The sequence below is a fragment of the Vibrio sp. 1288 genome (assembly GCF_033344475.1).
In genome coordinates this window covers 144,296-158,858 of sequence record NZ_JAWPOX010000008.1, presented here as the reverse complement: position 1 = coordinate 158,858, position 14,563 = coordinate 144,296, and the positions used below count along the sequence as shown (strand labels likewise).

10 protein-coding genes and 1 pseudogene are annotated in these 14,563 nt (G+C 45.0%); 3 read left to right on the top strand and 8 right to left on the bottom strand.

The window, feature by feature from the left end; translation table 11 throughout:
* A pseudogene (locus R8O11_RS08590) lies at window positions 1–390 on the top strand (hypothetical protein); the annotation flags it as partial.
* A gap of 4 nt (window positions 391–394) precedes the next feature.
* A complete protein-coding gene (locus tag R8O11_RS08585; RefSeq protein WP_318194079.1) occupies window positions 395–2,041 on the top strand; it encodes a BatD family protein in 1,647 nt (548 codons plus the stop codon).
* Window positions 2,042–2,166: 125 nt separating this feature from the next.
* Here R8O11_RS08585 and R8O11_RS08580 read toward each other — a convergent pair whose 3' ends face one another.
* The 5 genes from R8O11_RS08580 to R8O11_RS08560 form a co-directional block, all read right to left on the bottom strand.
* On the bottom strand, window positions 2,167–4,293 hold the full coding sequence (locus tag R8O11_RS08580) for a GGDEF domain-containing protein (RefSeq protein ID WP_054574929.1): 2,127 nt from the start codon (window positions 4,291–4,293) through the stop codon (window positions 2,167–2,169).
* A gap of 327 nt (window positions 4,294–4,620) precedes the next feature.
* Window positions 4,621–5,370: a phosphate ABC transporter ATP-binding protein PstB gene (pstB, locus tag R8O11_RS08575; RefSeq protein WP_005375156.1), complete on the bottom strand. Its 750-nt coding sequence runs from the start codon at window positions 5,368–5,370 to the stop codon at window positions 4,621–4,623.
* Window positions 5,371–5,430: 60 nt separating this feature from the next.
* On the bottom strand, window positions 5,431–6,294 hold the full coding sequence (gene pstA / locus R8O11_RS08570) for a phosphate ABC transporter permease PstA (RefSeq protein ID WP_005383923.1): 864 nt from the start codon (window positions 6,292–6,294) through the stop codon (window positions 5,431–5,433).
* Between the two features lie 22 nt (window positions 6,295–6,316).
* Complete coding sequence (gene pstC / locus R8O11_RS08565; protein ID WP_005375154.1) at window positions 6,317–7,249, bottom strand: phosphate ABC transporter permease subunit PstC; 933 nt, start codon at window positions 7,247–7,249, stop codon at window positions 6,317–6,319.
* A 100-nt stretch (window positions 7,250–7,349) separates the two neighbouring features.
* Window positions 7,350–8,171: a phosphate ABC transporter substrate-binding protein gene (locus tag R8O11_RS08560; protein WP_005375153.1), complete on the bottom strand. Its 822-nt coding sequence runs from the start codon at window positions 8,169–8,171 to the stop codon at window positions 7,350–7,352.
* A gap of 331 nt (window positions 8,172–8,502) precedes the next feature.
* Here R8O11_RS08560 and R8O11_RS08555 point away from each other — a divergent pair, with 331 nt between their 5' ends.
* Window positions 8,503–10,146, top strand: coding sequence for a methyl-accepting chemotaxis protein (locus tag R8O11_RS08555; RefSeq protein ID WP_132936296.1), 1,644 nt, complete (start codon window positions 8,503–8,505; stop codon window positions 10,144–10,146).
* 108 nt (window positions 10,147–10,254) lie between these two features.
* Here the strand turns inward: R8O11_RS08555 and R8O11_RS08550 are convergent, their stop codons facing one another.
* Genes R8O11_RS08550 through R8O11_RS08540 form a run of 3 tightly spaced genes read right to left on the bottom strand, consistent with a single transcriptional unit; the run spans window position 10,255 to window position 14,561 of the window.
* Window positions 10,255–10,830 (bottom strand): DUF1566 domain-containing protein, encoded by a 576-nt coding sequence (locus R8O11_RS08550; RefSeq protein ID WP_005375151.1) that lies wholly within the window; start codon window positions 10,828–10,830, stop codon window positions 10,255–10,257.
* Between the two features lies 1 nt (window position 10,831).
* A complete protein-coding gene (locus tag R8O11_RS08545; RefSeq protein WP_171344174.1) occupies window positions 10,832–12,283 on the bottom strand; it encodes a DUF1566 domain-containing protein in 1,452 nt (483 codons plus the stop codon).
* A 25-nt stretch (window positions 12,284–12,308) separates the two neighbouring features.
* Entirely contained in the window at window positions 12,309–14,561 is a 2,253-nt protein-coding gene (locus R8O11_RS08540) for a proprotein convertase P-domain-containing protein (RefSeq protein WP_318194078.1), read from the bottom strand.
* Window positions 14,562–14,563 lie beyond the last annotated feature (2 nt).

Genomic DNA, 14,563 nt, shown 5'->3' with positions numbered 1-14,563 from the left:
CAACAGCAACAGCAACAGCAACAGCAACAGCAACAGCAACAGCAACAGCAACAGCAACAGCAACAGCAACAGCAACAGCAACAAAAGTCTCAAAACGAAGGGAAAGAAGCGCAAGGACAACAGTCACAAAATCAGCAAGATTCTGAAAATAAAGAAGAAAAACAAGAAACGGAACAACATCAACCGCAACGAGATGACAAGCAAGTGAAGGATCAAGGTGAACCAATACAGGCTAAAGCGCATCCCGAAAAAATGCATCAGGATGATCCTGAGTTCCGTCGACTAGAAGCAGTAGAAAGTGCTCGCGACCCAAGCTTTTTGATCCGTGCGCAAATGCAACTTCAAGCGCAACAAAAACAACCTCCACAACAATCTCAAAAGGAGTGGTAAGCCTGTGATGAACAAAGGCGTAAAACTGGTCTTTATTTTTGTGGCCAGCCTAATATCCAGTTTCTCGGTGATGGCACAGACACTTCAAGCTAGTGTGAATAAAACACAAGTAGCCAAGAATGAAGTGATTAACCTCAGAATCATTTCAGATACTGAGCTCAGCTCAGACTCAATCGACTTCAATGTTCTAGAGAAAGACTTCTTCTTGGGTCAACCTCGTTATGGCCGCTCTAGCAATAACATTAACGGAAGAAAATCAGTGCGTACCGAGTGGAGTATCTCAATTGCACCAATGAAAGAAGGTGTTCTGATTATTCCAAGTTTTTCCGCTGATGGTATGAAAACGGAGCCGATAAAACTACGTGTCAACGCGAGCCAAACAGACCCCAATCTTGATGATCTATTTAGCTTCAATATTACGGTCGACAACAGTACGCTCTACCCTCAGCAATCTGCAACATTACGTATACAGCTTCTAATCAAAGCGGACACTCGACGCCTAGATAACCCACAAATAGTACCTCCGCAAATTGAAGGCATGAAGCTTGAGGCACTGGGTGGCTTACAGCAAAGACAGAAGATCTTAAATGGGTTAGAAGTAGCGGTCATAGAGCAGTCGTTTCGCTTAACGGCCAATCAACCAGGCACTTATACCTTGATAGGTCCTAAACTGACCGGTTCTTATATTTATGGCGACAGCTTGACGGGCTCAACCAAAATAATGCCTATCAATACCAAAGCGGAACGCATGCCAATAACGGTCAAACCGATTCCGAGCGAATTTAAAGGTGAATGGCTTCCTGCTTCAGCGTTAGAAATGACACAGAGCTGGCAAGATGATCAAGGTAATCTACTGTCGATTAACGCGATCAACACAGTAAAGCAAGGTTCTTCACTCACTCGAACCATTCAAGTTAAGGCTCGCGGTACACAAGCCGAATATCTGCCACGAGTCAATATTAGTTACCCGAGTTCACTGCGCGTGTATCCCGAACAACCTAAGTTCGATAGCGCGAGAGATGGCACCGTTACCATGACGGTGAAGCAAGTCATTATTCCTACAGAGGCCGGGAAATATACCTTACCAGGATACGACTTGAACTGGTGGGACAGTCAAAATGATGAAGCGAAGAAAACAACGTTACCAGAGCTAACATTAGACGTAGAGAAAAATGACACTGGGCTAATCACGTTGCCGGAATCGCCTCTTTCAGCGCCTTTAGTGTCAGCCCCTAGTCCTGAATCAAGCGGCGATGTAAACAGTCTCTGGCGAACATTAACCTTTGTTTTCTTAGGGCTTTGGATAATGACATTGGGAATCGCTATTTGGGCATGGAAAAAGCGGTCAATAACAGCGAGTGGAACGGTTTCATATACTGAACAGCCACTTTGCATCGACGCGCTAAAAAAAGTCATCGAAGAGGGCGATGCTGCGAAAATTGAACGCTCTGTAAATGAGTATTTAACCACTCATCAAGGCAGGCTAAACCCTGGCGACGTACAAGCAATTAAGCAAGAGCTTAATGCCATGAATCAAGCGTATTTTAGTGCTAACCAACAACCTTGGAGCCCTGATTCGCTGCTAGCGAAAATTCAAAACCTTGGCAAAGCAAACGTAACGAAAACCGACCACCAACTCGAAAAGTTATAAATAACTAGATAACAATGGCAGCTCTCATGAGCTGCCAATTCTCTTATCCGGCCAAATTTTGCTTTAGCGGTTTTATCTAGAGCACCAACCGCCGCTTCTTCCCTATCAAGTTGCTCTTATGAACATCACTTACTCAACAAAACTTGGGGCTCGTATTCGTATCGCCTTACACAATTTCGCCCATGATTCTTCGCTTGATAGAGTGCCTTATCCGACAACTGATATAAATGGTCGAAATTAAAGTCTTTGCCTTTCGCTTTATAACAGGAGTAACCGACTGAAACGGTAAGTAACTCCCCTTCTGGGTTATGTCGATGCTTTATCCCCTCGCCCTCGATGCACTGACGAATGCACTCTGCTCTCAGTCGGACCTCCTCTTGCTCAGAACCAATCATGAGCAATGCAAACTCCTCACCTCCGATACGGCAAAAAACTTCATCTTCACCTTTGGTATGATGATCCAAGATATAGCCAATTCGCATCAATGCGATATCGCCTTCGAGATGACCATAGTGATTATTGAATAAGCCAAAATGGTCAATATCAATCAGGATCAGGCCAAACGACATGTCGTCTTCACACTCTAGGGCACAATATTTTTGCATCACATGTTCTAACATGCGGCGATTACCAAGACGCGTCAAAGGATCGAGCTTAGAAAGTACCTCAAGCTGTCGATTGGCTTCCTCCAACTCTTTTGTTCGGTTCTGAACCTCCAGCTCTAAGTTTTCGTTTAATTCGCGAATAGCCTCTTGAGCTTGAGTACGTTGCAATACTTCAGCTAAGCTGGACGCGAACATACGAATCACTTCACGTAACTGAGAAGTTAACGGCGCACGTGTCAGCAAATTATCAACAGCGATAAAGGCGATAGGACCACTGCTATTTGAAGTCAATACCGTCATCGCAGCCCAACCAAAGCCAACAATATTACAGTCATGATAAATAGGCACTGATTCTTCAAATGCGACTTCGTTTGGCATTGAGCGAGCCAGATTTATAAGAGAGAAATCTTGGGTTTCGCCAAAGAAGTAAGATTCATCCACCACATTACCTTGAATATCGGTACCCCACGTTCCTTGCATGTAAGAGCAATTTTCATCAGTTAAAAACACCGCCATTCGATCAATACCAAGATTTTTAATGGCGAAAGTGACGGCCGATTTGCATACTCCACTGACAGTAGTGCAACGTGATAACTCAACCATGCTTGAATGCAGCATGCGTACGTTTTGTTCTTGGCGCTTACGAATGTAAATTTGAGAGAAGAGTGAACCAAACGAGTCCAACATCTGTTTTTGATATGCCGTTATCGGCTTACGATGAATAAAGTTATCTAGCGCGAACCACCCAAACGGTTCATTGCCATCGCGTAAAATCAACATCGCATTCCAGCCCTGCCCGATGACCTTGCCTGCTGTGTATATTGGCGCGTCTTCTACAATCACTAAGTTGCTCTCAAGGCTAGATAACGCGGTGATATACTCCTCGCTAAGTTGATGTAAATCGTATTGTGTGTGAAATTCATCAATCGTAATTCCTGACTCATCCGTGCCGTATGTACCACTGAAGCTGCGCTTTTTCATATCGAGAAGCATCAGTGTAGAGCGATCAAACCCAAGTCGTTCACGTAACGCTTCGACGGCTTTGTAGTACAAGTCCTTTAAAGAATCAGGATTAGAGATTTCGAGTGCAACTTGCTGAACTAACTTCATATTTTCGATAAAGCGCTCGCGTTGGCTAATCTCATCAACATATTGCGCTTCACGAATATCTCTGTGCCTGATCTCTTTCGAGGCATTTTTTTCAGCACGAATACATTGCCAACGCGCCGCTGCGAGCTGCATTGCGTCGTAACTTTCTTCATAGATATTATGTGCTGTGCGAGCATGTACAGATTGAATCAGTAGGTAGGTACGTTTGATAGGCGTGTTGTCGAGCATCATGATGTAACTATCACCGCCTAAATCTCGGGTGTGATTCCAGTTACAAGTGTTGATCGCCAGAGGTATGATGCTTTCAGAGGTATCAAACTGACTTGCCCACTCCCAGAATGTCTCAGGATAGTTTTGGGTTGGGTAAAGCTCTCCGCGAGAGAAGCTCATAGAATGACGAGGGTTAATTGAAGGATCTTCAAAAATAGCGAGGGCTTGAGGGGAGAACAGACTCTCTAAATGATCAAAGATTGCCTCCGCTAGCAACCGATGGTCCCTCGTTGAAGACACTTTTCTTGTAAAACTTCTTAAACTCACCCTACCAACCTAATCTACTTTTTTATCCTCGATAAAAAACTACTTAGGCCATGATATGCAATCAATACGTTCAAATTTGAGCTGTTAAGTCATTCGCAAAATTATCAGACTTAGTGTTACATTCGAGAGCTCTTCAGCACTTTTAAAGCCATGTTTCACATAAGTTACATGCTTTATAAACTGGGGAGGAAAGTTGTACTTATTTACAAGATTTTTGTGTTGGTAGATGTTTTAAGCCTACGACTTAAAAAGAAAAAGGCCCCTCATCAAGAGGGGCAAAGTTACCATCGCTTATAGTTATTTAGTTATGCTTGTAAATACGGTGGATTAACCGAAATCACCATTTACGTAGCCTTGAGTACGGTCGTCTTGAGGGTTGCTAAAGATCACTTGCGTATCGTTGTGCTCAACCAGTTCACCCATTAGGAAAAACGCAGTGCGGTCAGAGATACGACGCGCCTGTTGCATTGAGTGAGTCACGATAACGATGGTGTAGTTCTTCTTTAGCTCTTCCATCAGTTCTTCGATTTTGTGTGTCGCAATTGGGTCAAGTGCCGACGTTGGCTCATCCATCAGAATCACATCCGGCTCCATCGCGATTGTACGTGCAATACATAAACGTTGCTGCTGACCACCAGAAAGACCGAATGCGTGTGATTTAAGGCGATCTTTCACCTCATCCCAAAGTGCAGCACCGCGCAGCGAACGCTCTACCACTTCATCAATTGTCTTTTTGTCTTTGATACCTTGAGCACGTAAGCCGTAAGCCACGTTCTCGTAAATGCTCATCGGGAATGGGTTTGGCTTTTGGAATACCATGCCGACTTTGATGCGAAGGTCAGCAACATCAATGTTGCCGTAAATATCTTCGCCGTCCATCGCCAATTTACCTGTAATTTTCACGCCTTCGATTAGATCATTCATTCGGTTCAAACAGCGTAGAAGCGTTGATTTTCCGCAACCTGACGGGCCGATAAGTGCAGTTACTTGGCGAACTGGAATTGGTAAGTTGATCGATTTCAGTGCTTGGTTGTCACCGTAGAATAGGTCTAGGTTTTCAATATCAAATTTGTTCATTGTCTTAATCTCTTAATTCTTGAATTCGTGTCTTTTAACGTGCGTTCTTAATTAGTGTTGTTAGTAAGTTGCGGTGTTAAAACGTCTAGCAATCAGTTTCGTTACCATGTTGATCAAGAGAACAACTACGATAAGCACTGTTGCCGTACCGTAAGCCTGATTCCATTCTTCAACGGTAAACAGTTCGGTAGTCAGTTTGTATAGGTGAACGGTTAGCGTACGACCTGAATCCAATAAAGAATCAGGAATACGTGCAACCATACCTGCTGTCAGGAATACTGGAGCAGACTCACCAATGACACGACCAATACTTAGAATGACCGAGGTTAAGATACCTGGCATTGCGCTCGGAAGAATCAAACGCCAGATAGTGTAAATCTTAGAAGCACCGAGGCCATAAGAGCCTTCACGGTACGTTTGTGGTACTGCCATCAACGCTTCTTCCGTTGTACGGATGATAACTGGCAGGATTAGGATACTTAGCGTCAATGCACCCGACAGAATCGAGAAGCCAAGGCCAAGAATCGCCACGAAGAAAGTCATACCAAACAGGCCGAAAATGATCGACGGGATACCCGCCAATGACTCGGTACAGAATCGGATGATTTTCACCAAACGACTGCCCACTTTCGCGTATTCGGTCAAGTAGATTGCCGTCATGATACCGAGTGGCGCTGCCACTGCGATAGAAGCGATAACCATGTAAATGGTCGCCACAATCATTGGGAAGATACCGTGCTCTTCACCTGTGCGCGTATAGTTATCAGTAATGAAGTTCCAATCTACGTGTTGTAGACCGTTTGATAGGATGTACCAGATAATCCAGAACAAGAAACCTACCGTTAGTGCTGCCGAAATCCAGACAAATGCGTTAAAGACATTATCTTTGAACTGGCGTGCTTTTTTTAGTTTTGCGCGATCCATAATAGTCACCTTTAACGAGCGATTACTTCGCTTTTTCTCGGTTTAGGTACAGTAGTACAGCGTTCAACGACATGATGAAGACCAGAAGTACTACACCTGTAGCGTAAAGTGCGTTCGCGTGAACACCACTTGCGTAAGACATTTCAATAGCGATGTTTGCAGTTAGTGTACGAGCCGAATCCAAGATGCCTTCTGGCATTGCCGGCGCGTTACCCATAACCATGATAATCGCCATGGTCTCACCCAACGCACGACCGATACCCAGTATCACACCTGTCATGATGCCTGAGCGAGCCGCTGGAACGAGCAACTTAAAGATGGTGTAGATTTTCGATGCGCCCAGTGCCAAAGAACCTTCTTTATAAGTACGAGGGACAGCGCGAATAGACGTTTCAGAAACCGTAATTACTGTTGGTAGAATCATCACACCAAGAACAATAATACCGGCCAAGATAGTGTTACCTGCAGGTACATCAAATACTTTCTGAATCAATGGAACGATAATAACCAGACCGAAGAAACCGTAGACCACTGAAGGAATACCGGCTAGCAGCTCAACCGCTGGACGGATAATGTCTGCTAATCGCTTTGGTGCGATTTCAGCGATAAAAATGGCGGTCAGAACACCAATTGGAACCCCAACAATGACAGCACCAGCCGTCGATACGATAGATGCCACAATCATGGTGGCGACACCGTAAAGCGCAGGTGGTAACCAGTTTTGTCCTAAGACAATGCCCGATACGCCTGCTTCTTGGAATGCCGGAATACTCTCTCGAACGATGAAGTATGCAATAACGGCCAATGAAACAATGCCGATTACGGCACTCGTTAGGAACAAGCCGTGGAAGATGCGCTCTTTCCAGTCTACACGACGCTTCTCGCGTAGGCCTGACTTGCTGATAGCTCTAGCGTCAGTATTCATAAGCTTTTCACTATTTGTTGCGATGGTCATTTAAAAATCTCACGGTTCTGGGCAATGCCGTTGAACACAATGGATAGAAAAGGCTCAGCCCGAAACGTTGGGCTGAGCAAACTTTAGAGTCCCGATGGGATTAGTTAACTGAGATGTAACCTTTTTGGTCAACTAGCGCTTGCGCTTCGTCAGTTAGCATCCAGTCTAGGAATTTTTGCGTTTCTGTTGATGGCTTGCCTTCTTTGTAAAGAACAAGGAATGGACGCGCTACTTTGTAAGAACCGTTTTTAACGTTAGCTACCGTTGCATCAACGCCGTCGATTGCTAGCGCATTAACAGTGTTGTCTACAGTACCAAGAGAAATGTAGCCGATTGCGTATGGGTTAGATGCAACCATTGTTTTCAGTGCGCCGTTACCGTTTGCAACTTGAGCACGTTGAGAGATAGCTGATACCTTCTTACCAGAAATCTTCATTTTTAGAGACATGATGTCTTCAAATGCGCCACGAGTACCAGAAGCTGTGTCACGAGTAATGGCTACGATTGGCTTGTCTGCACCACCGACTTCTTTCCAGTTTGATACTTCGCCTTTGTAGATTGCAGTCACTTGCTCGGCTGTTAGACCTGGCAGTTTGTTTTGTGGGTTAACAACCACTGCGATACCATCACGAGCAACCACTTCTTCGATTAGTGTTGATTCTTTTTCAGAGTCTTTTAGATTACGAGAAGACATACCAAGGTCTGCTGAACCATTTTTCGCTGCTTTTACACCAGCTGAAGAACCAGGACCTTGAACTTCGATAAATACGTTAGGGTTCTTCTTCATGTACGTTTCAGAGAAAACTTCCATCAGTGGAGTTACGCTGCTAGAACCCACTGCAGAGATAGTTTCTTTAGCAGAAACAGGAGTCACTGCCATTGCGCCTAGAAGTGCGATTGCACCGATTACTGTCTTTTTCATCACAATTTCCTTAAGTGGCTTTATTGCCGTTGTGTTTCACTTGAACGGTGCTCACTTTAGAATTTGAATATGACAGTTGTGTTTCACTTAGTTGAACCCTCTATGACACGTTGTCATTTCTAACTATTAATTCCGCGACTTATCCCTCTCTCAATTTGAACGTAACGTTTTTATAACGTTGCCTCATGTTCAAGATGATAACCCCATCGATTTTGGTACATTTCATAACAATTAGATATGAGTAACTCATTGATTTAGCAAATGTAACAATTAAAATCGAAATGCTTATTTATAAAAAAGATAATAATCAAACCGATAGAGGGTCAATCTCATGCGTCAATTTCTTAGTACGCTTTCTATTAAACTTCAGGTTTTTCTGCCTGTTCTATTCACAGTTATATTACTCATCATTGGACTGAGTGTCGGAATCGGTAAACTCGATCAAGCATTCAATAAGGTTTCGGCTTCCACCCATAAGCTAATCATTCACAAAGAGGAACTTAGCGGCATCGTAGACAACACTTACGCCATGCGCATCAAAGCCATTTATAGTCTATTTAGAGCCGAAGATGTTCAGTCTCTCAACCAAGAGCTTTCTGAGCGACAAAACAAAAACCGCGATTTTCTTAACTCCATCGACAATCTCCCTGGCGTTCAAAATGAAGTCAATGCTATGCGTAAGGCCATGAATCACTATGTTGATTTCACTCGCGTTACCATGACACCTCTGCTCACCACTAAACACTCTTCTGATTACACCACCTCTGATTTCAATCAAAAGTACGAATCTACAATGGCTGAGTATCGATTAGCTGGCGAAGCGATGATCAACGCCATCGACAAACTATCTAAACAATTGAATCAAATCGTCACCGATGAAGTCGAAACGAATGGCGAACAACATTCAACCACGCTAACTTACAGCGCCGTCTCGCTTGCGGTGATCTTGAGTGCCGCTTCACTTATTAGTTGGGTACTCGCCAGCTACATCGTTGCGCCGATTCGTAACCTTCAAGTAACGATGCAGGAAGTCGCGAAGGGAAACCTACTAGTTAAGGCCGAAGCCATCGGGAAAAACGAAGTGTCTCAGCTGGCTCGAGATGTAAACCAGACCATAGAAAAACTGCGTGAAACTGTAAGCGCATTGGTTCGCATTAGTGAAGATGTGGCATCAGCATCAACCGAGTTAGCAACTGTTATGACTCAAAGCAGCGTCAACTCGGATCAAGAAAAGCAAGAAGTTGAGCAAGTAGCCTCGGCGATCAATCAGCTAGAGTCGACCGCAGCTGAAGTATCGACCAATGCACAAGAAGCCGATAGTGCATCAAATCAAGCACGTACGTTAACCTCACAAAGTATAAGCATGTTTGGGGAAAGCACTCGCGCAAGTGAAAAGATGGCGGAACAACTTAACGAAGCCGCTGCCGTCGTGACTTCACTAAAAGATCAATCAGAACACATTGGTCGCGTGATCGAAGTGATTGAAGGTATTTCTGAGCAAACGAATCTACTTGCACTGAATGCAGCGATTGAAGCTGCACGGGCGGGCGAAAGTGGCAGAGGCTTTGCGGTAGTGGCCGATGAAGTACGTATGCTGGCAGCGCGAACTCAGGAGTCCACCAAAGAGATCCAAACCATTATAGAAGAGCTACAGCAACAATCTGGTCACGCAAATGAAAGTATGCATTCCAGCTTAGCCATGTTGTCAGACAACCAAGCTCTTACACAAGAAGTTAGCCAATCACTTGCTAATATCAGTAATGCTATCGCCGATCTGAACTCAATCAACACTCAAGTTGCGACCGCATCAGAAGAGCAGAAACAGGTTACGGCTGATATCAACAACAACTTAACGAACATCTATGAACTAGTGAGCCAGAACGTCACTGGTATCACTCAATCCGCCGCGGCAGCGCAAGAGTTGTCTGGTTTAGCAGAAAATCAAAAACATCAACTTAAGCAGTTCCAAGTTTAAATACTCTGCTCAACACGATAAGTTCCAAAGGTTAGAAAAGAAAAAGCTCCGCACTGGCGGAGCCTATCATAAAGGCAAAGCTATCAACCCTTATTAACGTAATAATTATTATTCATCTGTCACTAACAAGAGAGAGCTTTTGAAACTTGAGTTTAACGGATCTCTATTGAAAACCTCACCATTAGTCGTATCAAAAGTTGCAACATGCTTACCGTCGCCATTAGGTGTGTTGCTCCAGACATAACGCCCTAGAACATCATCTCCATCTTTCAGACTATAGCCGCTAGCAAACCCTGTACTATTTATGGCTGGGCTGTGGCAAGCTCGCTCAGTTAGAGATACTAGCTCTTTGATATTTGCTAGTCGCCAATTTTTTTTGTCAGCAAAATTGTGAAGAGGATGGTTGCCGTCCTTATTACGAATTTGTTTGGCTGTGGAGAGAGCGAGTTGCCATGACATTGTAGATCGCGTCCCCTGGCATTCTTGGTTTCCTACATTCCATGTCATACCAACTGGACAGCGCATCCATGTTAGACCTGTTTTCAGGTCAGTTACGGTACCGCTCTCAGAATATGTATAACGCGTGTTAGGTGCCGTTTTAGCAAAGTCAGTAGAACACTCTTGTGCAGCTATTGCAGTTTGAGAAGCCAAAGTAAGAGATAGTACAGTTATTAATTTCTTCATCTTATTGCCCCTTAACTGCGACTAGACGGATTGGGAATTGGTAAGAATCATCGGCACCCGCACTTGTGTTGCTTGATCGAATCTCGACGTATGAAATAGTGCCTCTATCTTTGCCCCGGGAGACAATCGCAGGGAAATAAATCTCGCCATCAATAAGTTGTGATGATGCATTCGTAAACTTAAAGTCGCTATGCCAAAACGCACCATATCCTAAATAAGGGCTACCTATGGTTTGCTGTGGAAAGTATTTAACATTAAAACCATAGACGTTGTATTTTGCATATTCATCGTTCGGAGCAAACAGTGTTTGTTCACCAAAGTCTAGTAAGTCATAAGTCTCACGGTAAGTAGGCAAGCGCCAACCAGTGATTCCACATAACGATTGTTTGTTTATGTACTGAACATATTGGCTAGTGGTACAAACTTCATCACCAGCGTCTTTACAACCTGCAAGCTCTACATCTTTGCTAAATGGCTTAAATGTTTCAGACTCAAACGCAAATAGGCGATCTTTAAATTGAACTGAGCTCGCATCCGCACTTTTGTTTTCCCAAACAAGACCAGTACGCTCGTCCATAGTACAAGCCCACTCAGTCGCATCTGCAGCTAAAGCTGCACCTTGTGAATCTAGCTTAACGAACTTAAAGCCAGCGCCTGTCGACGTTTGCTTGTCTTCTTTGTCGAAGCCGTATTCTGCATCTTGACCAGGGTAAGACGCTTGAACCTCAGCAACGTCTGCTGCTCCTTCAGCAAAATAAAGAACGGCGCCCGTATCGTTACTACCAACCGTTTGTTCAGCAACCGCTACAATTTCTTCAGCAAATGCACTTACTTCCGCTTCAGACAGAAGATCAGAGGCCAACGATTTACCTTGAAAGCTAAGATTTTGAGCAAGCAGCGCTACGCCTTTGATCATTTGCTTTGGTTGCATCGCAGCTAATAGCACAACCGTGTTTTGCTCTAGCTTGTCTAGCTCGCTAGCTTCTGCGTTAGACATCACCGTACCAGAAAGAGAAACGCCGGCATCGGCGAGTTGCGCTTTCACAATCTCTTCAGCTTGAGCAACGGTTTTACCGTCAATTACAAGACCCGCGAGCAACGTTGTTACACCATTGACCGTGTTACCCGTTGCTAAATTTTGACCCGGAGCCGCAAGACGCAACGTTTGGTTTGAACCTTGATCAACTTGAGCAAGAATGGTGCTGGTTAGTACGTTTTTGTCGCTTGAAGTCAGGCTAAATTTACCGGCATTATCCGTTTTAGCACTCGGTTCAGTGGAATCACAAACGTAGTTTTGGTTTAAATCGATACATACTGGCGTATCAAGAAGTGTACCTGCAGAAACGATGGTGCCAGCTACATCATAGGTCGGTGCCGACGTGTCACCACCAGAACCTCCGCCACAGCCAGCTAGGGCTAGTGACATAGCAACGAAAGAATATTGAAACTTCATAGATTTTATCTTCTTTTGATTTTAATTAACGAGAGCGAATCACTCTCACCATTGAAAGCAGGAAAAGTCCTAACAAGGTCCAAGGCGAACCACTGCCACCTGAACCACCGCCACTGCTTTCTTTAGTGGTATCAGCACTACACTGATACTGAGCAAAGTGACTCACACCCCACTCTTTCAACACCCCAGAGTTCCCTGACACGCGGTCAGACACTTCGAGACGCCAAGTACCCCAACTCGGTTGACCGACAAGTGCTTGTAACTCCTCGTCATACTGAGCGGTGAAGTAACCTTTAAATCCTTTGGTATTGCTTGATTGATGGCTAAGTAGCACGACCGATTTGCCTTGTGGAGACACTAGCGTCACTTGCAGATCTTGCAGTGAGTCATGTTCGATGTTCAGGTAAACCGCAAACGAATCATCAATCGTGCGTGACTTGTCCGATAGCGTCTGAGAGAACAGTCTGTCGCCCTGTTCCGGCAAAGCGGAGTTCACTGGTTGAGGCTGGATATCGAGCTCTGGCGTACCATTAACCAGCATCACCTTTTCACTCCACTGGTGAGTCTTTAGGCCTTCAGAAAATTGATAATCCAATGAAATAGAGGAATCGAATTGCGTGCCACATGTTAGACCGCTTGGTAACGCCACCTTCATTGAGGTCGAGTCAGAAAGCGTTTCATCAAAGTCGAAAACAGATGCGTTGTTTAGCTGCCATTGCCCTTTGATGCTCGCTTCACGGCCAGTTTGGCTCAGGCTCAAACCAACGTCTTGACCTTGTGCGATGTATCGAGCGTCATAGCGAACACGAAGAGGCGCTTTAAGTAAGTTGTGTTTGCTGAAGCTATCCGTCAGGAATTGGGCGTAGTCTTTATTTGGGAACAAGGTGTTTGCGGCAAACACGGTCGACTCCGCCAGATCATGCATTTTCACGCCACGACCAATGCCGTACATGCCTTCAAGAACAATGGCGTCAAACTCGCGGAACACCCTATCGGTATCATCACCGTATCGTTCAACCGATGCTTTAAGCGCTTGAAACAGCGGCGTTGACCATAGCTCGTCACCTAGTTCACCGCCCACACTGACGTGCGCTGGGTACTCTGAGCTCTCGAAGTAACGTGCTCTTTGGTTCCATAAGCTACGAGTTGTTTTGCGTGTTCCGAACACACCGTCCCAGTTGAACACCGTATCTAACTCGAATTCTTGACCACGACGCGAAGCATCCAAATATTGAGTGCGGTAGCTCGCGCTGCCCGCCCAGTAATCAGCAAAACCCTCTGCGATAGCACCAGTGTGACCGTACGCCCAATCCGGTACGATTTGGTAATGAATGCCATGCCCAAGCTCGTGTATCACCACATCAGCATCAACTGCATCCGGAGAAACACCACCGACACCCAGCATGAGTGCTTTCGGACCGTAATAGTAAGTAGAGTTATCTTTTGATAAACCGCGAGCATCAAAACGAAGCGGTTCATCAAACAAGTCGTAAGTCAGGCTTGTCAGATATTGGATCGAGCTATCAAGATGATAAAAAGCCATCAACTGTGGAAACGCATTGTCACCAAACTCGGTACTTTGCATCTCATCAACACTGTCAAATGCTTGAACCCCTTCTGCGCTGAGAAAACCCAACGTATCAAGTACAGGCGCTTCACCAGGTGTCGGGGCTGCAAATAAGCCCGTCGCATCCACTTGCTTCAATCTTGGGTTAGACAAATAGAACTTACCGCCGGACTGTAAAACCTCAATCGGCTTGGTGACGTACTCGATCGGCTGAGGGTAATCGGATAGTGCTGACCACGTCGATTCTGGTGCCGCTTGCTGTTGCATGGTGCGAAGATCTGGGTTGAACAAAGAAACCTCAACATCAACCAGACTTCCAGAGCTCAAAGCAGGTGGCTCTTGTGCTTGCAGTTGGCGAGGTGATTCCAATTCCATTGCAACTGTTGGTTTGCCGTTACGAATGATCGTATCTTCAAGGCTCTTAAACACTCGCACAACGTGATGATTTTTATCGGTTGTTACTACGAGGGTGCGCTGTGCTTGATATTCACCGTTTACCCAAACATCAAAATTGTAATGCTCACCAAGCTGAGACTGGGTTTTGTAACGGAACTTAAACTCGCCCGCTTCCGAGTAGTGGCTGTCTAGATAAGTTTTCGCTTGCGCTTCATTCGTTACCACAGAGTCCGTTGCGGGATAATCCCACTCTGCAGCCTGTGCCGCAGGGGTACAAGCAATAAGCAGCGAAAACGCCAATGGTTTTAGCTTCATGA

What these genes read in the sequence shown, in the direction of transcription:
- pstB (WP_005375156.1), bottom strand. Translation starts at nt 5,370, where the DNA reads ATGAACAAATTTGATATTGAAAACCTAGACCTATTCTACGGTGACAAC.
- pstA (WP_005383923.1), bottom strand. Translation starts at nt 6,294, where the DNA reads ATGGATCGCGCAAAACTAAAAAAAGCACGCCAGTTCAAAGATAATGTC.
- pstC (WP_005375154.1), bottom strand. Translation starts at nt 7,249, where the DNA reads ATGACCATCGCAACAAATAGTGAAAAGCTTATGAATACTGACGCTAGA.
- R8O11_RS08560 (WP_005375153.1), bottom strand. Translation starts at nt 8,171, where the DNA reads ATGAAAAAGACAGTAATCGGTGCAATCGCACTTCTAGGCGCAATGGCA.
- R8O11_RS08555 (WP_132936296.1), top strand. Translation starts at nt 8,503, where the DNA reads ATGCGTCAATTTCTTAGTACGCTTTCTATTAAACTTCAGGTTTTTCTG.
- R8O11_RS08550 (WP_005375151.1), bottom strand. Translation starts at nt 10,830, where the DNA reads ATGAAGAAATTAATAACTGTACTATCTCTTACTTTGGCTTCTCAAACT.
- R8O11_RS08545 (WP_171344174.1), bottom strand. Translation starts at nt 12,283, where the DNA reads ATGAAGTTTCAATATTCTTTCGTTGCTATGTCACTAGCCCTAGCTGGC.
- R8O11_RS08540 (WP_318194078.1), bottom strand. Translation starts at nt 14,561, where the DNA reads ATGAAGCTAAAACCATTGGCGTTTTCGCTGCTTATTGCTTGTACCCCT.